The sequence below is a fragment of the Mesorhizobium sp. M0808 genome (assembly GCF_040320025.1).
In the GTDB taxonomy this organism is placed as follows: domain Bacteria; phylum Pseudomonadota; class Alphaproteobacteria; order Rhizobiales; family Rhizobiaceae; genus Mesorhizobium.
This window is the reverse complement of the sequence record NZ_JAMYOX010000005.1, coordinates 153,452-175,129: the sequence shown is the minus strand read 5'-3', so window position 1 is coordinate 175,129 and position 21,678 is coordinate 153,452. Positions and strand designations below refer to the sequence as shown.

Annotated in this window: 23 protein-coding genes and 1 pseudogene; 10 read left to right on the top strand and 14 right to left on the bottom strand. The window is 62.9% G+C overall.

From position 1 onward, the window contains the following. Positions 1-121: 121 nt before the first annotated feature. The 4 genes from NKI25_RS09720 to NKI25_RS09705 form a co-directional block, all read right to left on the bottom strand. On the bottom strand, positions 122-1,090 hold the full coding sequence (locus NKI25_RS09720; protein WP_352624824.1) for a CPBP family intramembrane glutamic endopeptidase: 969 nt from the start codon (positions 1,088-1,090) through the stop codon (positions 122-124). Positions 1,091-1,237: 147 nt separating this feature from the next. Continuing rightward, positions 1,238-1,840 carry a DUF1236 domain-containing protein gene (locus NKI25_RS09715; protein ID WP_352624826.1) on the bottom strand — a complete coding sequence of 201 codons (603 nt, stop codon included), beginning with the start codon at positions 1,838-1,840 and terminating at the stop codon, positions 1,238-1,240. Between the two features lie 63 nt (positions 1,841-1,903). Beyond that, on the bottom strand, positions 1,904-2,998 hold the full coding sequence (locus NKI25_RS09710; RefSeq protein ID WP_352624827.1) for a zinc-binding metallopeptidase family protein: 1,095 nt from the start codon (positions 2,996-2,998) through the stop codon (positions 1,904-1,906). 90 nt (positions 2,999-3,088) lie between these two features. After that, positions 3,089-4,336 (bottom strand): flavin monoamine oxidase family protein, encoded by a 1,248-nt coding sequence (locus NKI25_RS09705; RefSeq protein WP_023680727.1) that lies wholly within the window; start codon positions 4,334-4,336, stop codon positions 3,089-3,091. A 185-nt stretch (positions 4,337-4,521) separates the two neighbouring features. Between NKI25_RS09705 and NKI25_RS09700 the strand changes: the two genes are divergently transcribed. From NKI25_RS09700 to NKI25_RS09690, 3 genes and pseudogenes are all read left to right on the top strand, one after another. Next, entirely contained in the window at positions 4,522-5,322 is an 801-nt protein-coding gene (locus tag NKI25_RS09700) for a lytic murein transglycosylase (protein ID WP_352470839.1), read from the top strand. A gap of 113 nt (positions 5,323-5,435) precedes the next feature. Continuing rightward, positions 5,436-5,858, top strand: a complete 423-nt coding sequence (locus NKI25_RS09695; RefSeq protein WP_023680725.1) for a DUF4279 domain-containing protein — start codon at positions 5,436-5,438, stop codon at positions 5,856-5,858. A gap of 76 nt (positions 5,859-5,934) precedes the next feature. After that, positions 5,935-6,198: pseudogene (locus NKI25_RS09690) on the top strand (IS5 family transposase); the annotation flags it as partial. Between the two features lie 85 nt (positions 6,199-6,283). On the opposite strand, the gene NKI25_RS09685 reads toward NKI25_RS09690, so the two are convergent. Beyond that, the gene (locus NKI25_RS09685; protein ID WP_352998387.1) at positions 6,284-7,507 is read right to left on the bottom strand and encodes an argininosuccinate synthase; all 1,224 of its coding nucleotides are present in this window, start codon (positions 7,505-7,507) and stop codon (positions 6,284-6,286) included. A 168-nt stretch (positions 7,508-7,675) separates the two neighbouring features. On the opposite strand from NKI25_RS09685, the gene NKI25_RS09680 reads away from it, so the two are divergent. Next, the gene (locus NKI25_RS09680; RefSeq protein WP_023679833.1) at positions 7,676-8,317 is read left to right on the top strand and encodes a LysE family translocator; all 642 of its coding nucleotides are present in this window, start codon (positions 7,676-7,678) and stop codon (positions 8,315-8,317) included. On the opposite strand, the gene NKI25_RS09675 is transcribed toward NKI25_RS09680, so the two are convergent. The 3 genes from NKI25_RS09675 to NKI25_RS09665 form a co-directional block, all read right to left on the bottom strand. After that, a complete protein-coding gene (locus NKI25_RS09675; protein WP_352624829.1) occupies positions 8,289-8,768 on the bottom strand; it encodes a hypothetical protein in 480 nt (159 codons plus the stop codon). The two genes, NKI25_RS09680 and NKI25_RS09675, sit on opposite strands and share 29 nt — an antisense overlap. Further along, on the bottom strand, positions 8,765-9,997 hold the full coding sequence (gene rlmN, locus NKI25_RS09670; protein WP_352624831.1) for a dual-specificity RNA methyltransferase RlmN: 1,233 nt from the start codon (positions 9,995-9,997) through the stop codon (positions 8,765-8,767). Before rlmN ends, NKI25_RS09675 begins: the two co-directional genes overlap by 4 nt. 313 nt (positions 9,998-10,310) lie before the next feature. Continuing rightward, positions 10,311-10,817, bottom strand: coding sequence for an invasion associated locus B family protein (locus NKI25_RS09665; RefSeq protein ID WP_023721899.1), 507 nt, complete (start codon positions 10,815-10,817; stop codon positions 10,311-10,313). A 358-nt stretch (positions 10,818-11,175) separates the two neighbouring features. Here NKI25_RS09665 and NKI25_RS09660 point away from each other — a divergent pair, with 358 nt between their 5' ends. Then, positions 11,176-11,784, top strand: coding sequence for a methyltransferase family protein (locus NKI25_RS09660; RefSeq protein WP_352593768.1), 609 nt, complete (start codon positions 11,176-11,178; stop codon positions 11,782-11,784). A gap of 45 nt (positions 11,785-11,829) precedes the next feature. Here NKI25_RS09660 and NKI25_RS09655 read toward each other — a convergent pair whose 3' ends face one another. The 4 genes from NKI25_RS09655 to NKI25_RS09640 all read right to left on the bottom strand — a co-directional run bounded on the left by NKI25_RS09655 (position 11,830) and on the right by NKI25_RS09640 (position 13,966). Further along, entirely contained in the window at positions 11,830-12,192 is a 363-nt protein-coding gene (locus NKI25_RS09655) for a YkvA family protein (protein ID WP_031212728.1), read from the bottom strand. 92 nt (positions 12,193-12,284) lie between these two features. Beyond that, positions 12,285-12,581 (bottom strand): 4a-hydroxytetrahydrobiopterin dehydratase, encoded by a 297-nt coding sequence (locus NKI25_RS09650; RefSeq protein ID WP_023679826.1) that lies wholly within the window; start codon positions 12,579-12,581, stop codon positions 12,285-12,287. A 6-nt stretch (positions 12,582-12,587) separates the two neighbouring features. Further along, positions 12,588-13,184 carry an RNA 2',3'-cyclic phosphodiesterase gene (gene thpR, locus NKI25_RS09645; protein WP_352456356.1) on the bottom strand — a complete coding sequence of 199 codons (597 nt, stop codon included), beginning with the start codon at positions 13,182-13,184 and terminating at the stop codon, positions 12,588-12,590. 137 nt (positions 13,185-13,321) lie between these two features. Further along, positions 13,322-13,966, bottom strand: coding sequence for an arylesterase (locus NKI25_RS09640; protein ID WP_352593769.1), 645 nt, complete (start codon positions 13,964-13,966; stop codon positions 13,322-13,324). Between the two features lie 107 nt (positions 13,967-14,073). Here NKI25_RS09640 and NKI25_RS09635 point away from each other — a divergent pair, with 107 nt between their 5' ends. The 4 genes from NKI25_RS09635 to NKI25_RS09620 all read left to right on the top strand — a co-directional run bounded on the left by NKI25_RS09635 (position 14,074) and on the right by NKI25_RS09620 (position 19,012). Further along, complete coding sequence (locus NKI25_RS09635; protein ID WP_031212726.1) at positions 14,074-14,784, top strand: ABC transporter ATP-binding protein; 711 nt, start codon at positions 14,074-14,076, stop codon at positions 14,782-14,784. Continuing rightward, on the top strand, positions 14,784-17,333 hold the full coding sequence (locus NKI25_RS09630; protein ID WP_023679822.1) for an ABC transporter permease: 2,550 nt from the start codon (positions 14,784-14,786) through the stop codon (positions 17,331-17,333). Before NKI25_RS09635 ends, NKI25_RS09630 begins: the two co-directional genes overlap by 1 nt. 219 nt (positions 17,334-17,552) lie before the next feature. Next, positions 17,553-18,332 (top strand): Bax inhibitor-1/YccA family protein, encoded by a 780-nt coding sequence (locus tag NKI25_RS09625; RefSeq protein ID WP_254817871.1) that lies wholly within the window; start codon positions 17,553-17,555, stop codon positions 18,330-18,332. Between the two features lie 110 nt (positions 18,333-18,442). Next, positions 18,443-19,012, top strand: a complete 570-nt coding sequence (locus tag NKI25_RS09620) for a GNAT family N-acetyltransferase (protein WP_352998386.1) — start codon at positions 18,443-18,445, stop codon at positions 19,010-19,012. A 4-nt stretch (positions 19,013-19,016) separates the two neighbouring features. On the opposite strand, the gene NKI25_RS09615 is transcribed toward NKI25_RS09620, so the two are convergent. Then, on the bottom strand, positions 19,017-19,403 hold the full coding sequence (locus NKI25_RS09615) for a DUF2794 domain-containing protein (RefSeq protein WP_031212724.1): 387 nt from the start codon (positions 19,401-19,403) through the stop codon (positions 19,017-19,019). A gap of 612 nt (positions 19,404-20,015) precedes the next feature. Beyond that, positions 20,016-20,765, bottom strand: a complete 750-nt coding sequence (locus NKI25_RS09610) for a DUF1223 domain-containing protein (protein ID WP_031212721.1) — start codon at positions 20,763-20,765, stop codon at positions 20,016-20,018. A gap of 175 nt (positions 20,766-20,940) precedes the next feature. Here NKI25_RS09610 and NKI25_RS09605 point away from each other — a divergent pair, with 175 nt between their 5' ends. Further along, on the top strand, positions 20,941-21,621 hold the full coding sequence (locus tag NKI25_RS09605) for a ceramidase domain-containing protein (RefSeq protein WP_352998385.1): 681 nt from the start codon (positions 20,941-20,943) through the stop codon (positions 21,619-21,621). Positions 21,622-21,678 lie beyond the last annotated feature (57 nt).

Genomic DNA, 21,678 nt, shown 5'->3' with positions numbered 1-21,678 from the left:
TCGGTTTGCTCGGAGGAATACTCGTCGCGGAATTCGCGGCGTGTAGACAGGAAATCGGCCGCAGAGTCAAGCTTTGGTCAAGCTTTGCGTCAAATAGCTCAGGACGACCAGGCAATGCACATCAGCGCACGCTGCCGGCGCGCGCCATATCCGGCTCGACCTTCAGCGGTGAGCGCGGATGTAAAAGCAGCAGAACGGTCAACAGGCTACTGACGATGCCGATCGAAGCGATGAGGACGGCGTCTGAAGTCGTCCAGCCGGCGGCTTCGAGCGGCTTGGCGTTGAACAGGGCGAAGGAATTATAGCTTTGCTGGTGCGAAATCAGCAGGAAGCCGGTCAGATTGTTGCCGAGATGGGCGCCAAAGCCGGCACCGAGATTGCCGGTTGCATAGACCAGAAGCGTCAGCAGCAGCGCAAAGGCGGCGATCGAGGCCAGCACGCAGGCATTGATGGCAGCGCTCGAACCTGGGCTCCAGTGCAGGGAGGTGAACAGCAATCCCGGCAGCAGCGCCCAGATGAAAGGGTTCTGAAACCGGCTGGCCAGGCCCCTGAGCAGATAACCGCGAAACAGCATCTCCTCCGACGAGGTCTGCAGAAAGGTCAGGGCGGCGATCGGGATCAGGAACGAAAGCCACGCGGACAGGCCGATCGCGCCGCGGGCGATGTCGGGCTGCAAACCATAAAGCAGGATCTCGGAAAGCAGCGAGGTGATCAGCACCGCGGTCAGTCCTTTCAGGAACCCCGACCAAGAAATGCGCCGGCTGACGCCAATCAGGGCTGTCAGCTTCTCGCGATGGATCCAGCGCATGGCAGCCCAAAGGCCGAGCCAGATTCCGGCAAATGAAGCCAGCGCCGCGAGGATGCCCGCAGGAGAGGCCATGAAATCCTGCACCGCTCCTCCACTTGGCGGGGCGGTGCCAGACGATGCCTGCCAAACAGCAAAGGCATAGGTGCCGCCGAACAGCACGGCGGCAGTGGTTCCGAGCCAGAACAGGATGACGACCACCGCTCCAAGCAGAAGCCGCGGCAAAGTGGTCTTGTTGTTGGCGGTGTGCCGGTACTGTTGGAAGACGGTTGGGTCGATCGTCACGCGGGCTCGCTGGCTGGTGCTTCGGCTCGCAAGGTCTAGAACATCGGCCCCAATGTGGAAACCGGTATTGCAGCGGCAATACCGGCTTGTGGCAATGTCGGGAGTGCGAGCGGCCGCCATTACAGGGCGACCGCCCTGTTTGTATCGTCAGCGCACGACGTACACGATACGCCGGCTGCCCGGATCGACCAGTGCCGGCTGGCCGTTCACATAGACGTAGCGGTAATCATAGTCCGGAATCTCGCGCAGCTCGACGGTGTCAGGCAACGTCCCGCCCGTCACCACCTCGCCCTCGAGATAGACCGGATCGAGCCGATGCGTACGTACATAGGTATGGATCTCGGCCGGCGGTCTCCGGATAGGCTCGATCGCCTCGCCCGCAACGATCGCTCCGGTGTAGCTGTCGGAATATTCGGCGCTATCGGCGGGCGGCGTCACGACGGCAATGTCGGCGCTGGCCGGACGCTGTGTCAGGACCACACGGCTGCCGCCGAAATCGGCCGTCACATAGTCGGAATAGACCCAGCCCTGGCCGTTAGCCTCGGCGATAGTGCACCATTTGCTGTTGGCGATGCAGCCGTCGAGCGTCGCCGACTGGCCGGCCGCGAGCACGCCGATCACCGGATATTGCGGGCCGGGGCCGGCGCGTACATTGAGATCAGTGATGGCCGAGACGGCGGTGTCGGCCAATGCAGAGCCCGACATCGCTATGAGCGCTCCGGCCACCGCCGGAAACAATATGCGTTTCATGGTCTTCTCTCCGTTTCACAGTCCCTTGGCACGGAAAACGAAGCAAAGCCGCATGCGTTCCGGCTAAAAGGCTTCGGCCGGCTCACGATTTGTTCCAGTCGTTTTCAGCAGGTCGGTCAAAAGCTCGTGAACAAAAGCAAGTTTTTGCGCCGCCACGTCCGAGATGACGAAGGGATAGAGATCGGGCAGGCCCATGCAGCGGTTGATCGAGTTGGACGCCTCCGACAGCACCAGCCAGCGGTCGAGAATCCTTTCGAAAGGCTCTGGCCTGGAGGCGGGTTCCGATGGTGCCGGCTGCAGCTTGCCGCCGGTATCGGCGCGCGGCAGCTCGTTGGCTTCAACGGTTTCCAGCCGGCCGAGCGGGAAATTCAGGGCATGCACCATCTCCAGCGTGTCGGTGATGTGCATGTGATGCGCCCATGTCTCGGCCCAGTCCTCCCATGGGTGCGACGTCGCATAGGCCGAGATATGGCGCTGCTGCCAGTCGGGCGGCGCGCCATCGGCATAATAGGTCTTCAGCGCCTGTTCGTAGCCGGCGCGCTCGTCGCCGAACAAAGCGCGAAAACCGGCAAGCTTTTGCGAATCGTCGCGGATCAGGCGGTCCCAGTAATAATGGCCGAGCTCATGGCGGAAATGGCCGAGCAGCGTGCGGTAGTTCTCGCCCATCTCGACGCGCCGCCGTTCGCGCTCTGCCGAATCCGCCTCGGCGACGTTGAGCGTGATCCGGCCGTTGTCATGACCGGTCAGGATACGTTCGCCGCCCGGACCGCCGCCGATCGGATCGGCAAGAAAATCGAAAGCGAGACCGATCTCGTCGCCAACTTCCTGCTTGGGTGCGACCGGCAGGCCGAAGGCGAGCAGCGAATAGACGGCACGCTTCTTTGCCGCCTCGACACGGATCCAGCGGCGGCGGTTGCCGTCGACCGACAGATCCGGGATCAGCTGGTTCAGCGCACAGGCGCGGCAGAAGGCGTGGCCGGGCTCCGCCATCCAGTTGCAGGCGCATTCGTCGGCATTGGTGCAATGGAAGACGTCGGCGCCGGACAGCGCGAAGCGCGCATGCTCGGGATCGTAGAGCACGAGGCTGGCGCAGTTCAGGCATTGCGCGTTCTCGAAATAGAGACGGTGGCCGCAATGCGGGCAGTCGAAAAGCTTCATTGGCGTCTCAAATCATTCGAAATGCGGAGGACGATACGAGCAGGAGAACGCCAAACGCCTGTCAGCTGCCCACGTTCCTGCCGGCCGATGCTATTTTGCCGCAAGCTGGGCGACGACCTCCTTGGCCACTGCCTCGCCTGACAATCTGGCGCCGCCGCAGGTCTGCATCAGCGGACCTGCCAAATGCTCGCCGGCGAAGAAGATCTTTTCCGCCACGGGCTGCATCAGCGTGGCGCGCGCTTGCGAGCGGCCGGGCCGCGCCGCCGCATAGGCGCCGCGCACGAACCGCTCAGCGCCCCAATTGGTCATCATTGCGCGTCCGACATGCTTTCGTATGTCGCCGCCAAAGATGCCGCAGAGCCGGTCGACGACGAAGTCGATGCCCGCCGCCTCGCCCGCCGCCGACATCTCCCAAGCGAAATCGCCGCCGACGAAACCGACCATCAAATCGAGGTCGAAGGGAAAGCAGAGGAAGTAGATGTCGTGCCGGGCCAACCGCTCGATCAGCAAATCGTCGAACGGCTCCAGGCCGAGTCTTGTACCGGATATTTCGACCGGCAGCTTGGTCAGCATGCCCATCGGCAGGTCGAAGAAGGCGGCGAAATGCGCATCGGGGAGTGCAGGCGAGAACGCAATCTCCTCGAAGGCGAGCACTGCCGGGGAGGCAGTGACGATGACCGCCTTGGCGCAGATGGTACCGCGATCGGTGACGCAGGCTACGCCCGGCCCATCCCAGACGATCTTGCGTACCGGCGTCGACAGTTCCACTGGCACATCGGCACCGAAGCGGGCAACCAGCGTACCGAAGCCTTCCCTGGTGAAATAATTCGGATCGAGATCGGCGGCGGCCTGAAAGTCGCGGATCGATATCTCGTCCTCGTCGGCGCCGAAATCCATCGGCCCGGCGAAGGTTGCGGCGGCGCGCGGCGCGTGTCCCTTGGCGAGCAATGCCGAAAGGCGGTCGTCGTCGCCTTCCCTCACCTGATGTGCCGCCACCAGTTCGAACAGCCTTGCGTCGGCCACCTTCATCGCCGCCTCCTCGGCTTCGCTTGCCTTTCGCTCACGGTAATAGAGATGATCGACATTCATGTCGTGGTGATGAAGCGTCCAGGCAGCGGCCTTCGCCTCGGGAAAGTAGGGATTGCGGTCCGCGGCATGCAGCCAGGCGCAGCCGATGTCGAACGGCACGCCGAAATGCTGGTCGCTGGTCCAGGCGCGGCCGCCAATGCGGTTCACCGCTTCCAACAATTTGAAGGAAAAACCGGCAGCGCGCAGGGTCTTGGAAGCCGAAAGCCCGGCTGAACCGGCGCCGATGATCACGACATCAACGTCTTCCATGCTTATTCTGTCCCCGCCACAATAATTACTTGATCGTAGGCAAATTCCCGGGCGTCCGCCAGTGTGGTGGATTTGAGGTTCCTGCTGTATTGAGTGCATCGGCGTGGCGCCGGGGCAGTGACAAGCAGGTGTTTCGCAGGCAAGTTCGCAATTGGGAACGTGATTCAGGCAACCAGGAGAGCAGCATGGCATTTCTTGCCAAGGGGAAGATGTTTGTAGTGGCCACGGTGGTGGCGGTGCTTGCGCTGGCGACGGGCGCGCAGGCGGCGGCCAGCTGTGGCAAGAGCGGCGCCGGCTTCGAGGCATGGAAACCGGAGTTCGCCGCGGAGGCGAAGGCCGACGGTGTCGGCTCGAAGGGTCTGGCCGCTCTGGCTCGCGCAACCTACGCGACAAAGACGATCTCCGTCGACCGCGCCATCCATAAGGCTTTCAGCGGCTCGGTGGAAGCTTTCATGAAGCGCCGTGGCGCGTCCGCGATCATTGCCAGGGGCCGTGCGCTGAAGAAGGCCAATGCTGCGCTGTTCGACAAGATCGAACGGAATTACGGCGTGTCGCCGGGCGTGTTGCTCGCCATCTGGGGCATGGAGACCGGCTTCGGTTCCGCCATGGGCAACCAGAATACGGTCTCCGCCATTTTAACGCTGGCCTATGACTGTCGCCGTCCGGAGTTCTTCTACCCGCATGCCATTGCGGCCCTGAAGCTGGTTGATCGCGGAGCGTTGAGCGCCTCGTCGGTCGGTGCCGCGCATGGCGAGATCGGCCACACGCAGTTCCTGCCCGGAAATGTTTTGACGTATGGTGTCGGAAACAAAAATCTGCGCGACAAGAGCACTGCGTTGGCTTCCACCGCCAACTTCCTCAAGAGTCATGGTTGGCGGGCCGGCGCGAGCGCGCAGGCGAATATGGGCGCAATCGCTGGCTGGAATTCCGCGAGCGTCTATCAACAGGCCATCGCCCGCATGGCCACGGCGATCGATGCCGACTGATAGGATATAAACGCAAAAATGACTGGGCTCGGTTGGAAGCGCGAGGCGAGCATGAAGAGTTTCGCAACAGCGCAGGGCTTGCCTTGCCCTTTGGAACCTAGCTAGGACAGGCGATGATCTCGCTCTCGATCGTTGATTTCGATGCGGACCCCGAGGGGGTGACTGCGATCCTAAGCCTCGAACCGACACGCATAGTCCGCAAGGGCGACCCGATGCGTAACGGTTCCCCGCGCAAGAAGAATGGATGGAGCCTCGATGGTCCGCGGCAAAGGCTCCGGAGTGGGGCCGAGCACGAGAATGCGGTCAACTACCTGATCGAGCAGATGCGAGGTCGGGAGGAGGCCTTCGCACGGCTGCGGCAGGAAGTGCGGCCAAAGCAGATAACTATCTACGGCGGGTTCTATCAGCCCTACCACGGACAGTGCGGCATTTGGCTTGAGCCGTCTGCGATGAGGGTGCTCGCGGATTGCGGTGTTGGCTGGAGCCTCGACCTTTTTGTTGAGGACGAAGCTCACCAACATGGAAATGAGGTGTGAGCAGGCGTCCTGTCCGCATTGGGTCGTTTGCCGACTGGCTGGTTCCAAATTTGAGCGGAGTCTGATTCATAAGGGCATGAGCCGATACGATCTGACCGACTTCGAATGGCGCGTCATCGAGCCGCTTTTGCCCAACAAGCCGCGAGGCGTGCCGCGTGTCGATGACCGTCGCGTGCTGAACGGCATCTTCTGGGTGCTGCGATCGGGTGCGCCATGGCGCGATCTGCCCGAGCGCTACGGCCCTCGCACCACTTGCTACAACCGCTTCGTTCGATGGCGGAAAGCAGGTGTCTGGGATCGGCTGATGGACGCCATTACCGAGGCCCATGACGGCACGGTGCAGGTAATGAGTCTACGTCCTAGTTTTCTCGGATCGTTTTCAGCTTTCACGAGATCGGTAGAGCGCCCAGCCCGCTGTTCGGATGTCAGCGCTGGCGGTTACGCGCCGCCAGTATCCTCAGCCTGAGCGCGTTGAGGCGGATGAAGCCTTCGGCATCCTTCTGATCGTAGGCGCCGCGGTCGTCCTCGAAGGTGACCAGCGCATCGGAATAGAGCGTTTTCCTCGACTTGCGGCCGGTGACAATCACGTTGCCCTTGTAGAGCTTCAGCCGCACGGTGCCTTCGACGTCTTCCTGGCTCTTGTCGATCATTGCCTGCAGCATCAGCCGCTCGGGCGCGAACCAGAAGCCGTTGTAGATGAGCTCGGCGTAGCGCGGCATGAACTCGTCCTTGAGATGGGCGGCTCCGCGGTCGAGCGTGATCGATTCGATCGCCCGATGGGCGGCGATCAGGATGGTGCCGCCGGGGGTCTCGTAGACGCCGCGCGATTTCATGCCGACGAAACGGTTCTCGACCAGATCTAGCCTGCCGATGCCGTTGTCGCGACCGAGATCGTTGAGCGCTGCCAGCATCGTTGCCGGCGAGAGTTTCTTGCCGTCGAGCGCGATCGGATCGCCCTTGAGGAATTCGATCTCGATCTCGGTGACCTCATCGGGCGCGTCCATCGGCGAGATGGTGCGCTGGTGGACGAATTCCGGCGGTTCCGTCCACGGGTCCTCCAGCACCTTGCCCTCGGAGGAGGAGTGCAGAAGGTTGGCGTCGACGGAAAACGGCGCATCGCCCTTCTTGTCCTTCGGCACCGGGATCTGGTGCTGCTCGGCGAAGTTGATGAGATCGGTGCGCGACTTGAACGACCAATCGCGCCACGGCGCGATGACCTTGATGTCGGGGTTGAGCGCATAGGCCGACAGCTCGAAACGCACCTGGTCGTTGCCTTTGCCGGTGGCGCCATGGGCGATGGCATCGGCGCCGGTCTCTTTTGCGATCTCGACGAGATGTTTCGAAATCAGCGGCCGGGCGATCGAGGTGCCGAGCAGATAGGTGCCTTCATAGACGGCGTTGGCGCGGAACATCGGGAAGACGAAATCGGATACGAACTCCTCGCGGACATCGACGATGCGGATGTCCTTGATGCCCATCATCTCGGCCTTGCGCCTGGCCGGCTCCAGTTCGCCACCCTGGCCGAGATCGGCGGTGAAGGTGACGACCTCGGCGCCGAGCTCGGTCTGCAGCCATTTCAGGATGATCGAGGTATCAAGGCCGCCGGAATAGGCGAGCACGACTTTCTTGACGGCTTTTGCTTTCGACATGGTGGGCAGTTCCGCGACAGGGGTTCTTCGCGGGCGAGGTATCACGGCGTTTTAGGCCAGCGCAAGGGACGAACGATGCCTGGACCAGATGCTTCATCTCCAAGAGGCTGGCGAGGACACGGCTCTTGCGCTATGGCTGCGCCGTCTTTTGCCCCTACGAGACGAGCCATGTCCTTCATCCCCGACAGTACGACGCTTATCCAGTTCTCCATCGCCACCTTCATCCTGGCGATCACGCCCGGGCCTGACATGACGCTGTTCGTCTCGCGCACGCTGAGTCAGGGCCGTGCCACCGGCTTTGCCTCGATGGCCGGCGCCTTGTGCGGCACGCTGATTCACACCACGCTGGTGGTGGTCGGCGTCTCGGCGCTGATCGTCGCCTCGCCGATGGCGTTCTTCGTGCTGAAGATTTTTGGCGCCGGCTACCTGGTCTTCCTGGCATGGCAGGCGATCACAAAAGGGTCGGCGTTTTCACCGGAGAAGAAGAGCGGGCCGCAGATCTCGCTGTTCCGTAGCTGGGCGGCGGGGCTCGGGGTCAATCTGCTCAACCCGAAGATCATCCTGTTCTTCATGACCTTCCTGCCGCAATTCGTCTCCGCGCATGATCCCGACGCGCCGGGAAAGCTGTTCTTCCTCGGCGCGATGTTCGTCGTGCTGGCGATCCCAGTGACGGCGCCGATGGTGCTGGCGGCGGAAAAATTCTCGGCCGCGATGAAATCCAGCCCGCGCGTCACCCGCGTCGTCGACTATCTGTTTGCCGGAGTTTTTTCGGCCTTCGCGCTCAAGATCCTGACGGCCCAGGCGAAATAGGGCGTCCGATCTGACGCCAGCTTCCGGCCGAGCGCCCGGCGCTCAGCCAGTAGAAAATACCGCCGACCATACCGCAGCCGATCACCGCCAGCATGACGCTGGTATTGGTAACCTCGAAATTGGCATCGGCCGTCTGGTGGACGAAGCCAAGGAAGACCGCCGAGACCACAGCACCCGCCAGCGCATAGAACAGCCAGTCACGCCGGCCAAGGATCTCGGAGACGAGGATGGCGATGGCGGCCGGCATGAAGGCGAAATAGGCGACGAACAGCGCGACGAAGGGGATTGAAAACCACAGCGACGCCTGCGCCGCCGGTTGCGTCTCGTCCGTTATCAGCCCAAGAGACGCCAGGAACATGATGTTAAGGAAGGCGCTTGCCGCCAGCGAAGCCACGCCGTAGCCGACAAGGATGACGGCGAAGCGGATCAGATAGGCGACGACGCGATTCACGCCTCGCCATGCCCTGCGATCATCATCGCTTCCAGCGCCAGCCGGTCGACCTTGCGCATGCGCTCGGACTCCGACTTGAGCTGGCCGCAGGCGGCCAGGATGTCGCGGCCGCGCGGCGTGCGGATCGGCGAGGCATAGCCGGCATTGTTGATGTAGTCGGCGAATTTCTCGATCGTCTCCCAGTCCGAGCATTGATAGTTGGTACCAGGCCACGGATTGAACGGGATCAGATTGATCTTGGCCGGGATGCCTTTGAGCAGCCTGATCAGCGTCTTGGCGTCCTCGATCGAATCATTGACGTCCTTCAGCATCACATATTCGAAGGTGATCCGCTTGGCGTTGGACAGGCCGGGATAGGCACGGCAGGCAGCGATCAGTTCGTTGAGCGGATACTTCTTGTTGATCGGCACCAAAAGGTCGCGCAGATCGTCATTGGTGGCGTGCAGCGAGATCGCCAGCATGACGCCGATCTCCTCGCCGGTGCGGAAGATTTCGGGCACGACGCCGGAGGTCGACAGCGTGATGCGGCGCTTGGACAGGGAAAGCCCGTCGCCGTCGGATGCGATCAGCAGGGCCTTTTTCACCGCCTCGAAATTGTAGAGCGGCTCGCCCATGCCCATCATGACGACGTTGGACACTTTCCTGCCCTCGGCCGGCACGATGGCGCCGTCGGGCGTATCGCGGTCGGGGAAGTCGCCAAGCCGGTCGCGGGCGGTCAAGAGCTGGGCGAGGATTTCCTCCGCCGTCAGGTTGCGCACCAGCTTCTGCGTGCCGGTGTGGCAGAAGGAGCAGGTCAGGGTGCAGCCGACCTGCGAAGAGATGCAGAGCGTGCCGCGGCCTTCTTCGGGAATGTAGACGGTCTCGATCTCGACCGGCCGGCCAGCGCCGCGCGGCGGAAAGCGGAACAGCCATTTGCGCGTGCCGTCGGAGGAAATCTGCTCCTCGACGATCTCGGGCCTGGCAACGGTGAAATGCGTGTCGAGGGCGGCGCGCAGATCCTTGGAGATGTTGAACATGCCGGCAAAGTCGGAAACGCCGCGCACATAGACCCAATGCCAGAGCTGTTGGGCGCGCATTTTCGCCTGGCGCTCCGGCACAATGCCGGCGGCGACGAGGGCGCCCCCGAGTTCGGCGCGCGTCAAGCCGATCAGCGACGGCTTTTCGGGCAGCGTGCGGGTGCGCAACGCGTCACGCGCGCCTTCGGCGGTAAGATCGAATGAAAGGGTCATTGTTGCGCCAATATAAGCGATTTGCGGCCGAATACAGCATCGTGCCCGAAATGAAGCGCGGCGCATAGCACAGGTTAGCGGCGGAGTCATGCCGGGGTTCTTCCTTCTCCCCTTGTGGGAGAAGGTGGCCGAGCGAAGCTCGGTCGGATGAGGGGTGTTCCAGCTTGGCATCACCTGCACTCCGTCCAGCACCCCTCAACCGTCTTGGCGCTGCGCGCCAATCCACCTTCTCCCACAAGGGGAGAAGGAAAGACCGCACGAACGCTGGTTCTTTACGTCGCTGTGTTAGGTGGTGAACGTCACGGACGAGGACTTACTTGCACTTGGCGATCGAGGCCAGCGCCGCTGAGATGCCCTTCAGCGAGAAGACGTAGGTGGTGGTGTTGCCGCGGCCGGACTTGGCCGACACCTTCATGTCGGTGCCGGTCTTCATCGCGGCGATCAGCACCGGCTCCTCGGCGGCGTTCTCGACCCAGGCCGACTTGCCGCGCGTGAACATCGAAAAAGACTTCTTGTCGATGGTGACGGTGGCCTTGGAACCTTCCTGGAAGGTATAGCCGGCGATGAATTGCGGCTCGTAGGACACTTGCTGCCCCGGCCGCTGGCTAACGAAGAAGAACATGTCGCCGTGATCGAGCGTCGGCGGCTGCTTGTCGGTTGGCACCGTCAGGACATAGCAGACCTTGCCGCCGCCCGACGCCTGATAACTGTAGGTGCCCCAGGCATTATGCTGGCCGATCTTGGTTGCCGACTGCGCCAGCGCGGGCGCCGTCAAGGCCACCAGGGCCAGGCTGGAAACTATAGCAATCAATCCGCGCATCGCTTTTCCCGTATTCCACTGGTGCGGCGGCAGGCCGGCTCGGCGTCCTGCCCGTCGCTTCATTTTGATTTAATCTGGGTTACCAAACGGTGAATGTCCCTGAGAAAAGGATGTTCACGCCAGGAAACCGCCGCCGTCTTCGCGCTGCCGCTCGAAAAAGCGGCTGGCGCACTTCCCTGCCGCGACTTGGAGGCCACGAAAACGGCAAGAGTTTGACTTTTCAAGCAGCTAGGTCTTGCGGCGATTCTCGCTTTTTGAGGTGCGTGACGAATTTCCCTGCAGGCGGTACCATGTCTGCGTTCGCCGCCACGGCGCTCGGCCAGGGTGCCCTCCCTGGCGGCTTACGGGAGATTTGGCCATGGCCATTTCCGAGACAGTTCTGATCCTCGCGGGCGGCACAGCCGTCCTGGCGATTGTGTTCGGCATTCGTGTCGCCATGCGGCGGGCGGCCGGTGGCGCGGTGCGCCGGTCGGATGCCGGGGAGACGGCGGGCGGATCGGGCGCGCCCGACGTGCCCGGGGTCATTGCGCTGCCGCCTTTGATCTTTCTCGGTTTCCTGGTGGCGGCAACCGTGCTCGAGGTGCTCGTTCCGCTCCCGGTCATGGCCGGGCAGGCGCTCGCCCGCTATCTGGCTGGCGCTGTGCTCGCGGTGTGCGGCTTCGTGTTCATCTTTATGGCGGCGGGGCGCTTTCAGGCCGCTGGCACCAACATACCACCGACCTTGCCGACGACGGCGCTGGTCGTCGACGGCATCTATCGGCGGACCAGGAATCCGTTCTATCTGGGAACGACCCTCGTCTATCTGGGCCTCGGCGTCGCGGCCGGAAGTCTTTGGGCTATTGCGCTCGTGGTCCCGCTGCTGTGGGTGATCAATACCGGCGTCATCGCGCCGGAAGAGCGCTATCTCGAGCGGAAGTTCGGAGATGCCTATCGCGCCTACAAGGCGCGGGTGCGGCGGTGGGCTTGACGGCCGGAAAGTCGGTTCTCACGCGATTTTTTGCGCCGCACCGGCTCAGCTCTTGTCGGCGATGGCCTGCCTGGCGGCGAGCCGGTGCGCCGGCGTGATGTGGGCGCTGACGGCGGTAATCGCGGCGGTCAGCACGGCGATGTCGTCGGTGAAGCCTAGCCCAAGGATGAAATCGGGGATGACGTCTGTCGGCAGCACGAAATAGCCGAGCGCAGCAAGCAAGGTGCCCTTGGCGCGAAGCGGCGTCTTCTTGTCCATGGCACAGTAATAGGCGGCGACCACCTCTTCCATGAACGGGATCTGCCGGGCGGCCTTCTTCGCCGTACGCCAGAACTTTTCGCGCACTTCGCTCTCGTTGCCCGGCTTGCTGCCGAGGCCGAAGAAATCAAAACCGGATTTTTGCGCCATCAACCTCTCCTTGCGGCCGTCGCGTGACTTCACGCGTGACCGCGAGGCAAAATGTGGTGAAAGCCGAACCTCGCTGCAAGGTGCAGATAGGCTCAGCCGCCGAAATAGCGGTTCATTTTCCTGGCCAGATCGAAATCCAGCGCGGTCAGGCCGCCGGCGTCGTGCGTGTTGAGGGTCACGTTTACAGTCTTATAGACGTTCGACCAGTCGGGATGGTGGTCCATCTTCTCCGCGGCCAGGGCAACGCGGGTCATGAAGGCAAAGGCTTCGGAGAAATTCTTGAAGGTGAAGCTGCGGGTGATCGAGCCACCATCCTTGGCCAGCGACCAGCCGTCGAGGCCGGCAAGTTCGGCGCGGATCGCCTCTTTTGCTAGTTTCTCCCTGGCCATGTCCGTCTACCGCATGATCCGCGAAGCGTCGGCGGCGCCGACCAAACGGCTGGCGACGCGGTTGTCAGCACCTGAAAGCGGCCAGGCCTCCTCGACGACGTAAGGCCCGCCGCCGACCGAATCGCGCGACGACATCAGCACGAAGCGGCCGATCCGGAACGGCAGCGTCGAAAAATTGCCGCGCGCCGACAGATACTGGGCGACATCGAGCGGGCTCGAATTGCGCAGGCGGGCCAGCGTCACATGCGGCATGAACTTGCGCGGGTCGGCCGGGATGCCGAGCCGCTGGCAGATGCGCTCGATCTCGGCCTGCAATGCGGAAAGATCGGGCGAAGCGGCGACCCCGGCCCACACCGCATGCGGCTTCTTCTGGCCGAAGGCGCCGACGCCGGACAGCGTCAGCGGGAAGGACGGGCGGTGAACACGGTCAAGCGCATTGGCGATTTCGTCGGCGACATGGCCCTCGACATCGCCGATGAAGCGCAGCGTCAGATGATAGTTTTCGACGTCGATCCAGCGGGCTCCGGGCAGGCCGCCCCTGAGCAGGGACAGCGAAAGAGCGGCATCACGCGGTATCTCGAGGGCGGTAAAAAGACGCGGCATGGCAAGCCTCCTGTCCTCGAATCGAACTCTTGCCCCTAGCGAATCATCGATATTCAAACAGGGCAAGGGGTTTGTTGGTCGCAGGCCTGCCTAAAAGCTTCCCCTGCGGAAGGTGTTGCGACGGCGAACCCTCGCCTTCAGGAATTGCCCCGGACCGCTTCAATGGTCTTCTCCACACTGGGCAGGATACCCTCGACGATGCGGTCGACGCCTCGGGCGTTTGGATGAAGGCCGTCCTCGAGTTGCAGGACGGATTGACCGGCGATGCCCTCGAGAAAGAAAGGATAGAGCGGCACGCCATATTTTTCAGCCAGTCTCGGAAAGGTCGCGTCGAAGGCGTTCTGGTAGTCGGCGCCGAGATTGGGCGCCGCGCGCATTCCGGCAAGCAAAACGGCGATCTTGCGCTGCTGCAGCTTTGCCAGCATGGCGTCCAGGTTCTTTTCCGCTATGGCGGGCGAAACGCCGCGCAGCATGTCGTTGGCGCCGAGCTCCAGGATGACCAGCTGCGTGCCGTCCGGCACCGACCAGTCGAGCCGCGACAGGCCGCCGCTCGTCGTATCGCCGGAGACGCCGGCGTTGGCGACCGTGACATCGTAGCCCTTGGCGCGCAGCGCCGCCTGCAGCTTCTCGGTGAAGCCCTGACCTGGCCCGAGGCCATAACCCGCCATCAAGCTGTCGCCGAAACCGACAATGGTGAACGGTTCGGCGCGCGCCGACGAAATGGCGCCGCAAATGGCGAGGAAAAGGGCGAAGGCTGCGGCAAAGGTGTGTTTGAAAGCCATGCGGCAGGCCCCATATGACCAGGAACATCTGTTGGCGAAGGCAGGTTTTCGTCTTTGTCGAGCATCGGATGCACTAGCCTTCATCCCCCATATAGGACGATTTGATTTTGGAAGAAGCCGTCATTTCGCTGAAAGACGTATCGCTGACGCTCGGCGAAGGTGCATCCTCGGTCCATGTGCTGAAGGGCGTCAGCCTCGATGTGGCGGGCGGCGAAGCGACAGGCATCGTTGGACCTTCAGGTTCGGGAAAGTCGACATTGCTGATGGTTTTGGCCGGACTTGAAAGGGTCGATTCGGGCACGGTCCGAATTGCCGGCGAGCTGCTCAACGGCAAAAGCGAAGATCAGATCGCATCGTTTCGGGGACGAAACATCGGCATCGTGTTCCAGTCTTTCCATCTCATCCCAAATATGACGGCGCTGGAAAACGTTGCGGTCCCGCTGGAGCTTGCCGGCCATGTCGATCCATTCGGCGTGGCGGCGCGCGAGCTGGCGGCGGTCGGTCTCAGCGATCGCGTCACCCATTACCCCGGCGAATTGTCTGGCGGCGAGCAACAGCGCGTGGCCATCGCCCGGGCACTGGCGCCGTCGCCGCGCATCCTGATCGCCGACGAGCCGACCGGCAATCTCGACCAGGCAACGGGGCGGCACGTCGCCGACCTGCTGTTTGCCAAGGCGGCCGAACGCGGCATGACGCTGGTGCTGGTCACGCATGACCCGCTACTCGCGGCGCGCTGCTCGCGCCAGGTGTCGATGCGGTCGGGGCTGATCGAAGACGCGCCTAAGCCGGCCACCAGGGCTGGCAAGGTGACCGCGTGATGCCGCTGGCGCAAACGCTGAGGCTCGCCTTTCGGTTTTCGCTGCGCGAAATGCGTGGCGGGCTGTCCGGCTTCCTGATCTTCCTTGCCTGCATCGCGCTCGGCGTCGCTGCGATCGGCGGCGTCAATTCGGTGGCGCAGGCTATTTCCGCCGGTGTTGCCGACCAGGGCCAGACGCTGCTCGGCGGTGATCTCCGCTTCCAGCTCAACCAGCGCGATCCGACCAGAGCCGAACGCAGCTTCCTCGACCGGCTTGGCACGGTTTCGCACAGCGCCAATATGCGCTCGATGGCGAGGCTCGAGGACGGCTCCGACCAGGCGCTGGTCGAGGCCAAGGCGGTCGACGGCGCCTATCCGCTCTATGGTGCGCTGGAGACCGAGCCGGTGCTGTCGCGAGAGGATCTGTTCGGCGAAAAATCCGGCGTCTTCGGCGCCGCCGCCCCGGACCTCTTGTTCGAGCGGCTGAACCTTGGCATCGGTGACCGGCTAAAGCTCGGCAGCGCGACATTCGAGCTGCGCGCCAGGCTGGTCAACGAGCCGGATGCAGTGTCGGATGGCTTCGGTTTTGCGCCGCGGCTGATGGTGTCGACCGACGGGCTTGCCGCTTCCGGCCTGATCCAGCCGGGCAGCCTGGTCGAGAACGCCTATAAGGTCCGCCTGCCCGGCGGCACCACTGAGGCACAGATCAAGGCGATCCAGGAGCAGGCGGCAAACCAGTTCCCGCAGGCCGGCTGGTCGATCCGCACCCGCAGCAACGCAGCGCCGGCGCTGTCCTCGAATATCGAGCGGTTTTCGCAATTCCTGACGCTGGTTGGGTTGACGGCGCTGGTGGTCGGCGGCGTCGGCGTGGCCAATGCCGTGCGTGCCTATCTCGACGGCAAGCGCGGCGTCATCGCCACCTTCAAGAGCCTGGGGGCTTCGGGCGGGTTCGTCTTTGCCGTCTATCTGGTGCAGATCCTGATGATCGCAGCACTCGGCATCACGCTAGGCCTTGTGCTTGGCGCGCTGATGCCGTTCGCGGCCAGCGCGGCACTCCAATCGGTCATTCCAGTGCCGGCGGAAGGTGGGTTCTATCCCGGCGCCCTCGGCATGGCAGCGCTGTTCGGGCTGCTGGTGACGCTGGCTTTCGCCTTGCTGCCGCTCGGCCGCGCCCGCGACGTGCCGGCAACGGCGCTGTTTCGCGAAATGGGTTTCGAGGGCCGCGGTTTTCCCCGCCCGCTCTATATCGCCGCGGCATTGGGCATCGCGCTGCTGCTCGCGGTACTGGCGATCCTGTTTTCCGGCGACCGCCGTATTGCCTCGATCTTCGTCGGCGCCACGATCTTTTCGTTCCTGGTGCTGCGTGTGGTCGGCTCGCTGGTGCAGTGGGCGGCGAAGAAAAGCCCGCGCGTGCGCTCGACCGCGCTCAGGCTCGCCATCGGCAACATCCATCGGCCTGGCGCCTTGACGCCGTCCGTGGTGCTGTCGTTGGGACTCGGGCTGACGCTGCTGGTGACGCTGGCGCTGATCGACGGCAATCTCAGGCGGCAGATCTCGGGCAGCCTGCCGGAAAGGGCACCGAACTTCTTCTACGTCGATATCCAGAGCGGTGACGTCGATGCCTTCTCTGCGCTGGTCGGCAAAGAGGCACCGCAAGGCAAGCTGATCAAGGTGCCGATGCTGCGCGGCCGGGTGATGGCGCTCAACGGCGTCGATGTCGACAAGGTCAAGGTTCCGGCCGAAGGCGCCTGGGTACTGCGCGGCGATCGCGGCCTGACCTATGACGCAAAGCTGCCGGAGAATGCGACGCTGACCGAGGGCAGCTGGTGGCCGGAGAACTATGCCGGCGAGCCGCTGGTCTCGTTTTCCGCCGAGGAAGGCAAAGAGATCGGGCTGAAGCTCGGCGATACCATCACCGTCAACGTGCTCGGCCGCAACATCACGGCCAAGATCGCCAATTTCCGCCAGGTCGAATGGGAAACCATGGGCATCAATTTCGTCATGGTGTTCTCGCCCAACACATTCGCCGGTGCGCCGCATGGCTGGTTGGCGACGCTGACCGAGACGAATGCGTCGGCAGCCGACGATGCGCATCTTCTCAACGCCGTCACGCGTGCCTTTCCCGCGGTGACGACGGTCAGGGTCAAGGACGCGCTCGAAATCGTCAACCGGCTGGTGGCGCAGCTCGGCACAGCAATCAGGGCAGCAGCGGGCGTGGCGTTGATCGCCTCGGTGCTGGTGCTGGCCGGGGCGCTCGCCGCCGGCAACCGGGCTCGCATTCACGACGCGGTGGTGCTGAAGACCCTGGGTGCGACCAGGAAAACGCTGATCGCCGCGTTTTCGCTGGAATACATGCTGATCGGCCTTGCTACCGCGATCTTCGCGCTGGCGGCGGGCGGTGTGGCGGCATGGTTCGTCGTCGCGCGCATCATGACGCTGCCATCGCATTTCATGCCCGAAGTGGCGGTGGCGACCATCGGCTTTTCGCTGGTGGTCACGGTCGGCATCGGCCTTGCCGGCACGTGGCGGGTGCTGGGCCACAAGGCGGCGCCGGTGCTCCGAAATCTTTGAGCCAGAGCCGGTTTTGATTAAATCTCGGTAATGTTCCGGGCGGGAAGGCCAATAAAACCGTATCTCTGGCACTTCACGGAGCATTACGCTTGGTTACGGTCTTGTCCTTTACGCCAAGAACCATCATATTTCGGCGCAGGCATGCTGGAGCCCCGCCAGCGGCGCCTGGGTTTAAATGGACCTGACACCGGACGGGGCAGAAGCAATATGAGGATTTCCATGGCTGATCCCGTTCGCAATTATCAGACGCGCGCCGTGCCCGGCGCTGGCGTCGATGCTGCCATCGACCAGGGCCTGCGGGCCTACATGATCAAAGTCTACAATCTGATGGGGCTTGGCCTCCTCATCACCGGCCTTGCCGCGGTCGGCACAATCATGCTGGCCACCACCAGCGATCCCGCCTCGGCGGTCGCGACGTTGCCAAGCGGCGAGATGCTGACCTCGTTCGGCTACGCGATCTTTGGTTCGCCGCTGAAATGGCTGGTGATCTTCGCCCCTCTGGCAGCGGTGATGTTCCTGTCGTTCCGAGTCCAGTCGATGAGCGTTTCGGCCGCGCAGACGACGTTCTGGGTCTACGCCGGCCTCGTCGGCCTGTCGCTGTCGTCGATCTTCCTGGTCTACACCACCGCCAGTATCTCGCAGACCTTCTTCGCCACCGCCGCCGCCTTTGGCGGGCTGTCGCTCTACGGCTACACGACCAAGCGCGATCTCTCGGCGTTCGGGTCGTTCCTGGTCATGGGCCTGGTCGGCCTGATCATCGCGATGGTGATCAACATCTTCCTGCAGTCGTCGGCGCTTTCCTTCGCCGTTTCGGCGATCGGCGTGCTGATCTTCGCGGGCCTCACCGCCTACGACACGCAGAACATCAAGGAGATGTACTTCGAGGGCGACGAGACTGATGTCGCCGGCCGCAAGGCGATTATGGGCGCATTGAGGCTCTATCTCGACTTCATCAACCTATTTATGTTTCTGCTGCAGTTCATGGGCGACCGTCGCTAAATACGGTTTTCCTGGACCAGCGAGTTTGGAAAGGGCGGCCCAATGGCCGCCCTTTTCTTTTGTGCCGGCTTTTGCTGTGATATAGGGCAGATGAACGACGTGCCTAAATTATGAGCAGCATCACCTTGCGGGCCGCGACGTCGGCCGATCTCGACCGGATCACGGAAATCTATGCCGACGCGGTAACGAATGGCACGGCGAGCTATGAACTCGAGCCACCAAGCCGCACCGAGATGGGCGTGCGCTTCGACAACCTGATGGCGGGCGGCTTTCCCTATCTCGTTGCAGAAAAGGCCGGCGGCGTGCTCGGCTATGCCTATGCCGGAGCGTTCCGGCCGCGCCCGGCGTACCGCTTCGTCGTTGAGGATTCCGTCTATGTCGCGCCCGAGGCCAAAGGGCAAGGCGTCGGGCTGCTCTTGATGCAAGGGCTGATCGAGGCGGCCAAGGCGGCGGGTTTTCGCCAGATCATCGCGGTGATCGGCGACGGCCGGCCCGACAGCGCCTCGGTACGGCTGCACGAGAAGCTCGGCTTTCGTCATTCCGGCCGCCTGGAAGGCTCAGGCTACAAGCACGGACGCTGGCTGGACACGGTGTTCATGCAACTGCCGATCAATGGCGGGGCGTCCATCCCGCCTGATCCGCAATCGCTGCCCGAGCGGAAGTTCCGCCAGCAAAAATAAAGGGTTACGCCTCGACCAGCTTCAGTGTTCGGTCGAACACGCCAAGCACCCGGCCGAGTTCCTGGCCGCGCTTGAGGATGCGCCCGCCGGCGGCGATGACGGCGAACGCGCCTTGCCGTCGCGCCAGCTTCGGATCCTTGACGATCTGGAAAAGCGGCACTTCGCTGGTGCGGCGGAAGACGGAAAAAACGGCGCGGTCGGCGAGATGGTCGATGGCATAGTCGCGCCACTCGTTGGCGGCAACCATACGGCCGTAGAGCCTGAGGATCTGGTCCAGTTCGCGCCGGTCGAACCGCACCGGCTGGTCGAGGCGTTCGCGTCTTGCCTCATGCAGCGGGATCAATATTGCGGATGCGTCCCCATCCTCCGTCCCGCTGCTGCGATCAGTCATGCCTGGATCCTCGCAATGAATCGTACGCCGACCAAAGTTGGCGCTTTCGTTGCCGAATTGCAAGGCCCGGCCGGGCAAGGCCAGCACCGCGCGGTTTCTCCAGCGTCCAGTCACGTTTGCGAAACGCCTGTTGGAATTGGTGATGCTTCGCCACAATCCTGCCTTTTTTTATCCGTGCTCATGCCCCAATGTCCGACGAATTTAACGGTGTTGCCTGAGACGGTTCGGTCCGGCACCGGCTCGTAAACCCCAAGCCCCCCGCCCACGGGTCTGCGTCGGATCGAACCAACCTCGGTTTTTCCTTGGAAAGATCGGGTGCGACGATCCCAAAACCTAAATGACCGGCGTCAGAAGCAAGCTGACGCCGGTTTTTTATTGGCCGGAGCCGTGGCGGTGCGATCCGTCCGGATTGGCTGCCATCAGAAGGTTGAGCGCGGTTCTCCCTTCTCCCCTTGTGGGAGAAGGTGTCGCCGAAGGCGACGGATGAGGGTGTTCCAGCTTGGCAATTTCCTTGAAATCGCCGCCGCCTCAATTCTTCCAGCACCCCTCAACCGTCTCGGCGCTGCGCGCCGATCCACCTTCTCCCACAAGGGGAGAAGGAGAGGTCCCCGCTTAAGGCTTGCGGATAAAGGCTGCACCCAGGATCGGCCCGGGCATGCCGTCCTTGCCGACCGACTGCAGCAGCACGGCGCAGCCGCCCTTCTTGGCGATCTCGCTCATCGGCAGTTCGTAGCGCTGCGCCTTGCCGTGCCACATGCCGGCGGTCTGGATGGTGGAGACGGCGTTCCAGTAGGTCATGCTGCGGCCGCTGTTTTCGCCCTTGCCGATCTTTATCGTCTGTGGCGGGTTGAAATAGACGATGACGACATGCGCGTCGGTGGGGCCGGTCACGGCGTCGCCGGCATCGATCATGACGCGATCGCTGGTCCGGCTGACCTTGATGCCGACGCGCATGCCTTCGCCGACCCTCTCCATGCGGGCCAGCGCGCCGTCGACTTCCTCGCGGCTGGCGCCGTTGACATGGCTGCGGCCGTTTATGACGGCTTGCGGGGTGTAGACGGAACGACTGCCGAAGGCGCGCATATACTCGTATTGCCGCTCGGTATTTTCCTTGCGGCTCAGCGTGTCCTGCCAGCCGAGGTAATCCCAATAATCGACATGATAGGCGAGCGCGACGATGTCCTCCTTGGCGGCAAGCTCGGCGAAGAGTTCGTCGGCCGGCGGACAGGAGTTGCATCCCTGGCTGGTGAAGAGCTCGACGACGCCTAATGGCTTGTCAGCTGGCTCGGCAAGGGCCGTGCCGGCAAACGCCGAGAGGGCCAGCGCAAGGGCCGCAAGCCGCAATGGTCTTCGAGATGGCATGGCCGTTCCGATCCCGCCGGTGACGCCGGCTTTGTTCTGGTTGTCGAAATATGTGGCAGAAGCGGCAGTCAACGGGAAGTCACGTTGCGGTGAAATTTTGCCGTTGCAACCGCTGGCAAGGGCGCAATAGGTGGACTTGCACTTCACGATGGAAGCGATTCGGGCGGCAATCAGCATGTGGCAATCTCTCCTGGCGCCGGTCGACCTCTATTGCGAACGGACGGGGCCGGAATTCTGGGCCGAACCGCTCAATGCGCTGAGCAATCTGGCTTTTTTTGCCGCCGGGCTATGGGGTGTCTGGCAGGTGCGCAAGCGCGGCACCGGCACCTTCGCCGAAGTGCTGGCCTGGTGGGTGGTGGCGATCGGCGTCGGCTCGTCGCTGTTCCACACCTTTGCCACAAGGGCAATGATCCTGGCCGACGTGCTGCCCATTGCAGGGTTCACGCTGGCCTACACGCTGTTCAACCTGCGACGTTTTCTCGGCATGAAATGGGGCAAGGCGATCGCCATTTTCATTGCCTTTTACGCCGTTGCCGGGCTGGTGACCTTTGCCGTGCCGGACTGGCTGCGCCAGGCGTCGAACGGGACGACCGGCTATCTGCCGCCGTTTCTGGCGCTCGCCTTCTTCGGCGCCTGGGTGGCGGCCAGCGGCAATCGCGCCGGCTGGTACAATCTGGCGGGTTCGGCGATCTTCGTCGTGTCGGTCATCTGCAGGATGATCGATCCGCTGGTCTGCGGCGGCTTTCCGCTCGGCACGCATTTCCTGTGGCACATATTCAACGGGCTGATGCTCGGCGTGCTGCTGGCGGCGACAGCGCGGTTTGGAAAGCCGGGAATTGGGGGAATAGGGCAGTAGGGGAATAAGTCGCTTCTCCTTGCTTCACCCTACTGCCCTACTCCCTTATTGCCCTAC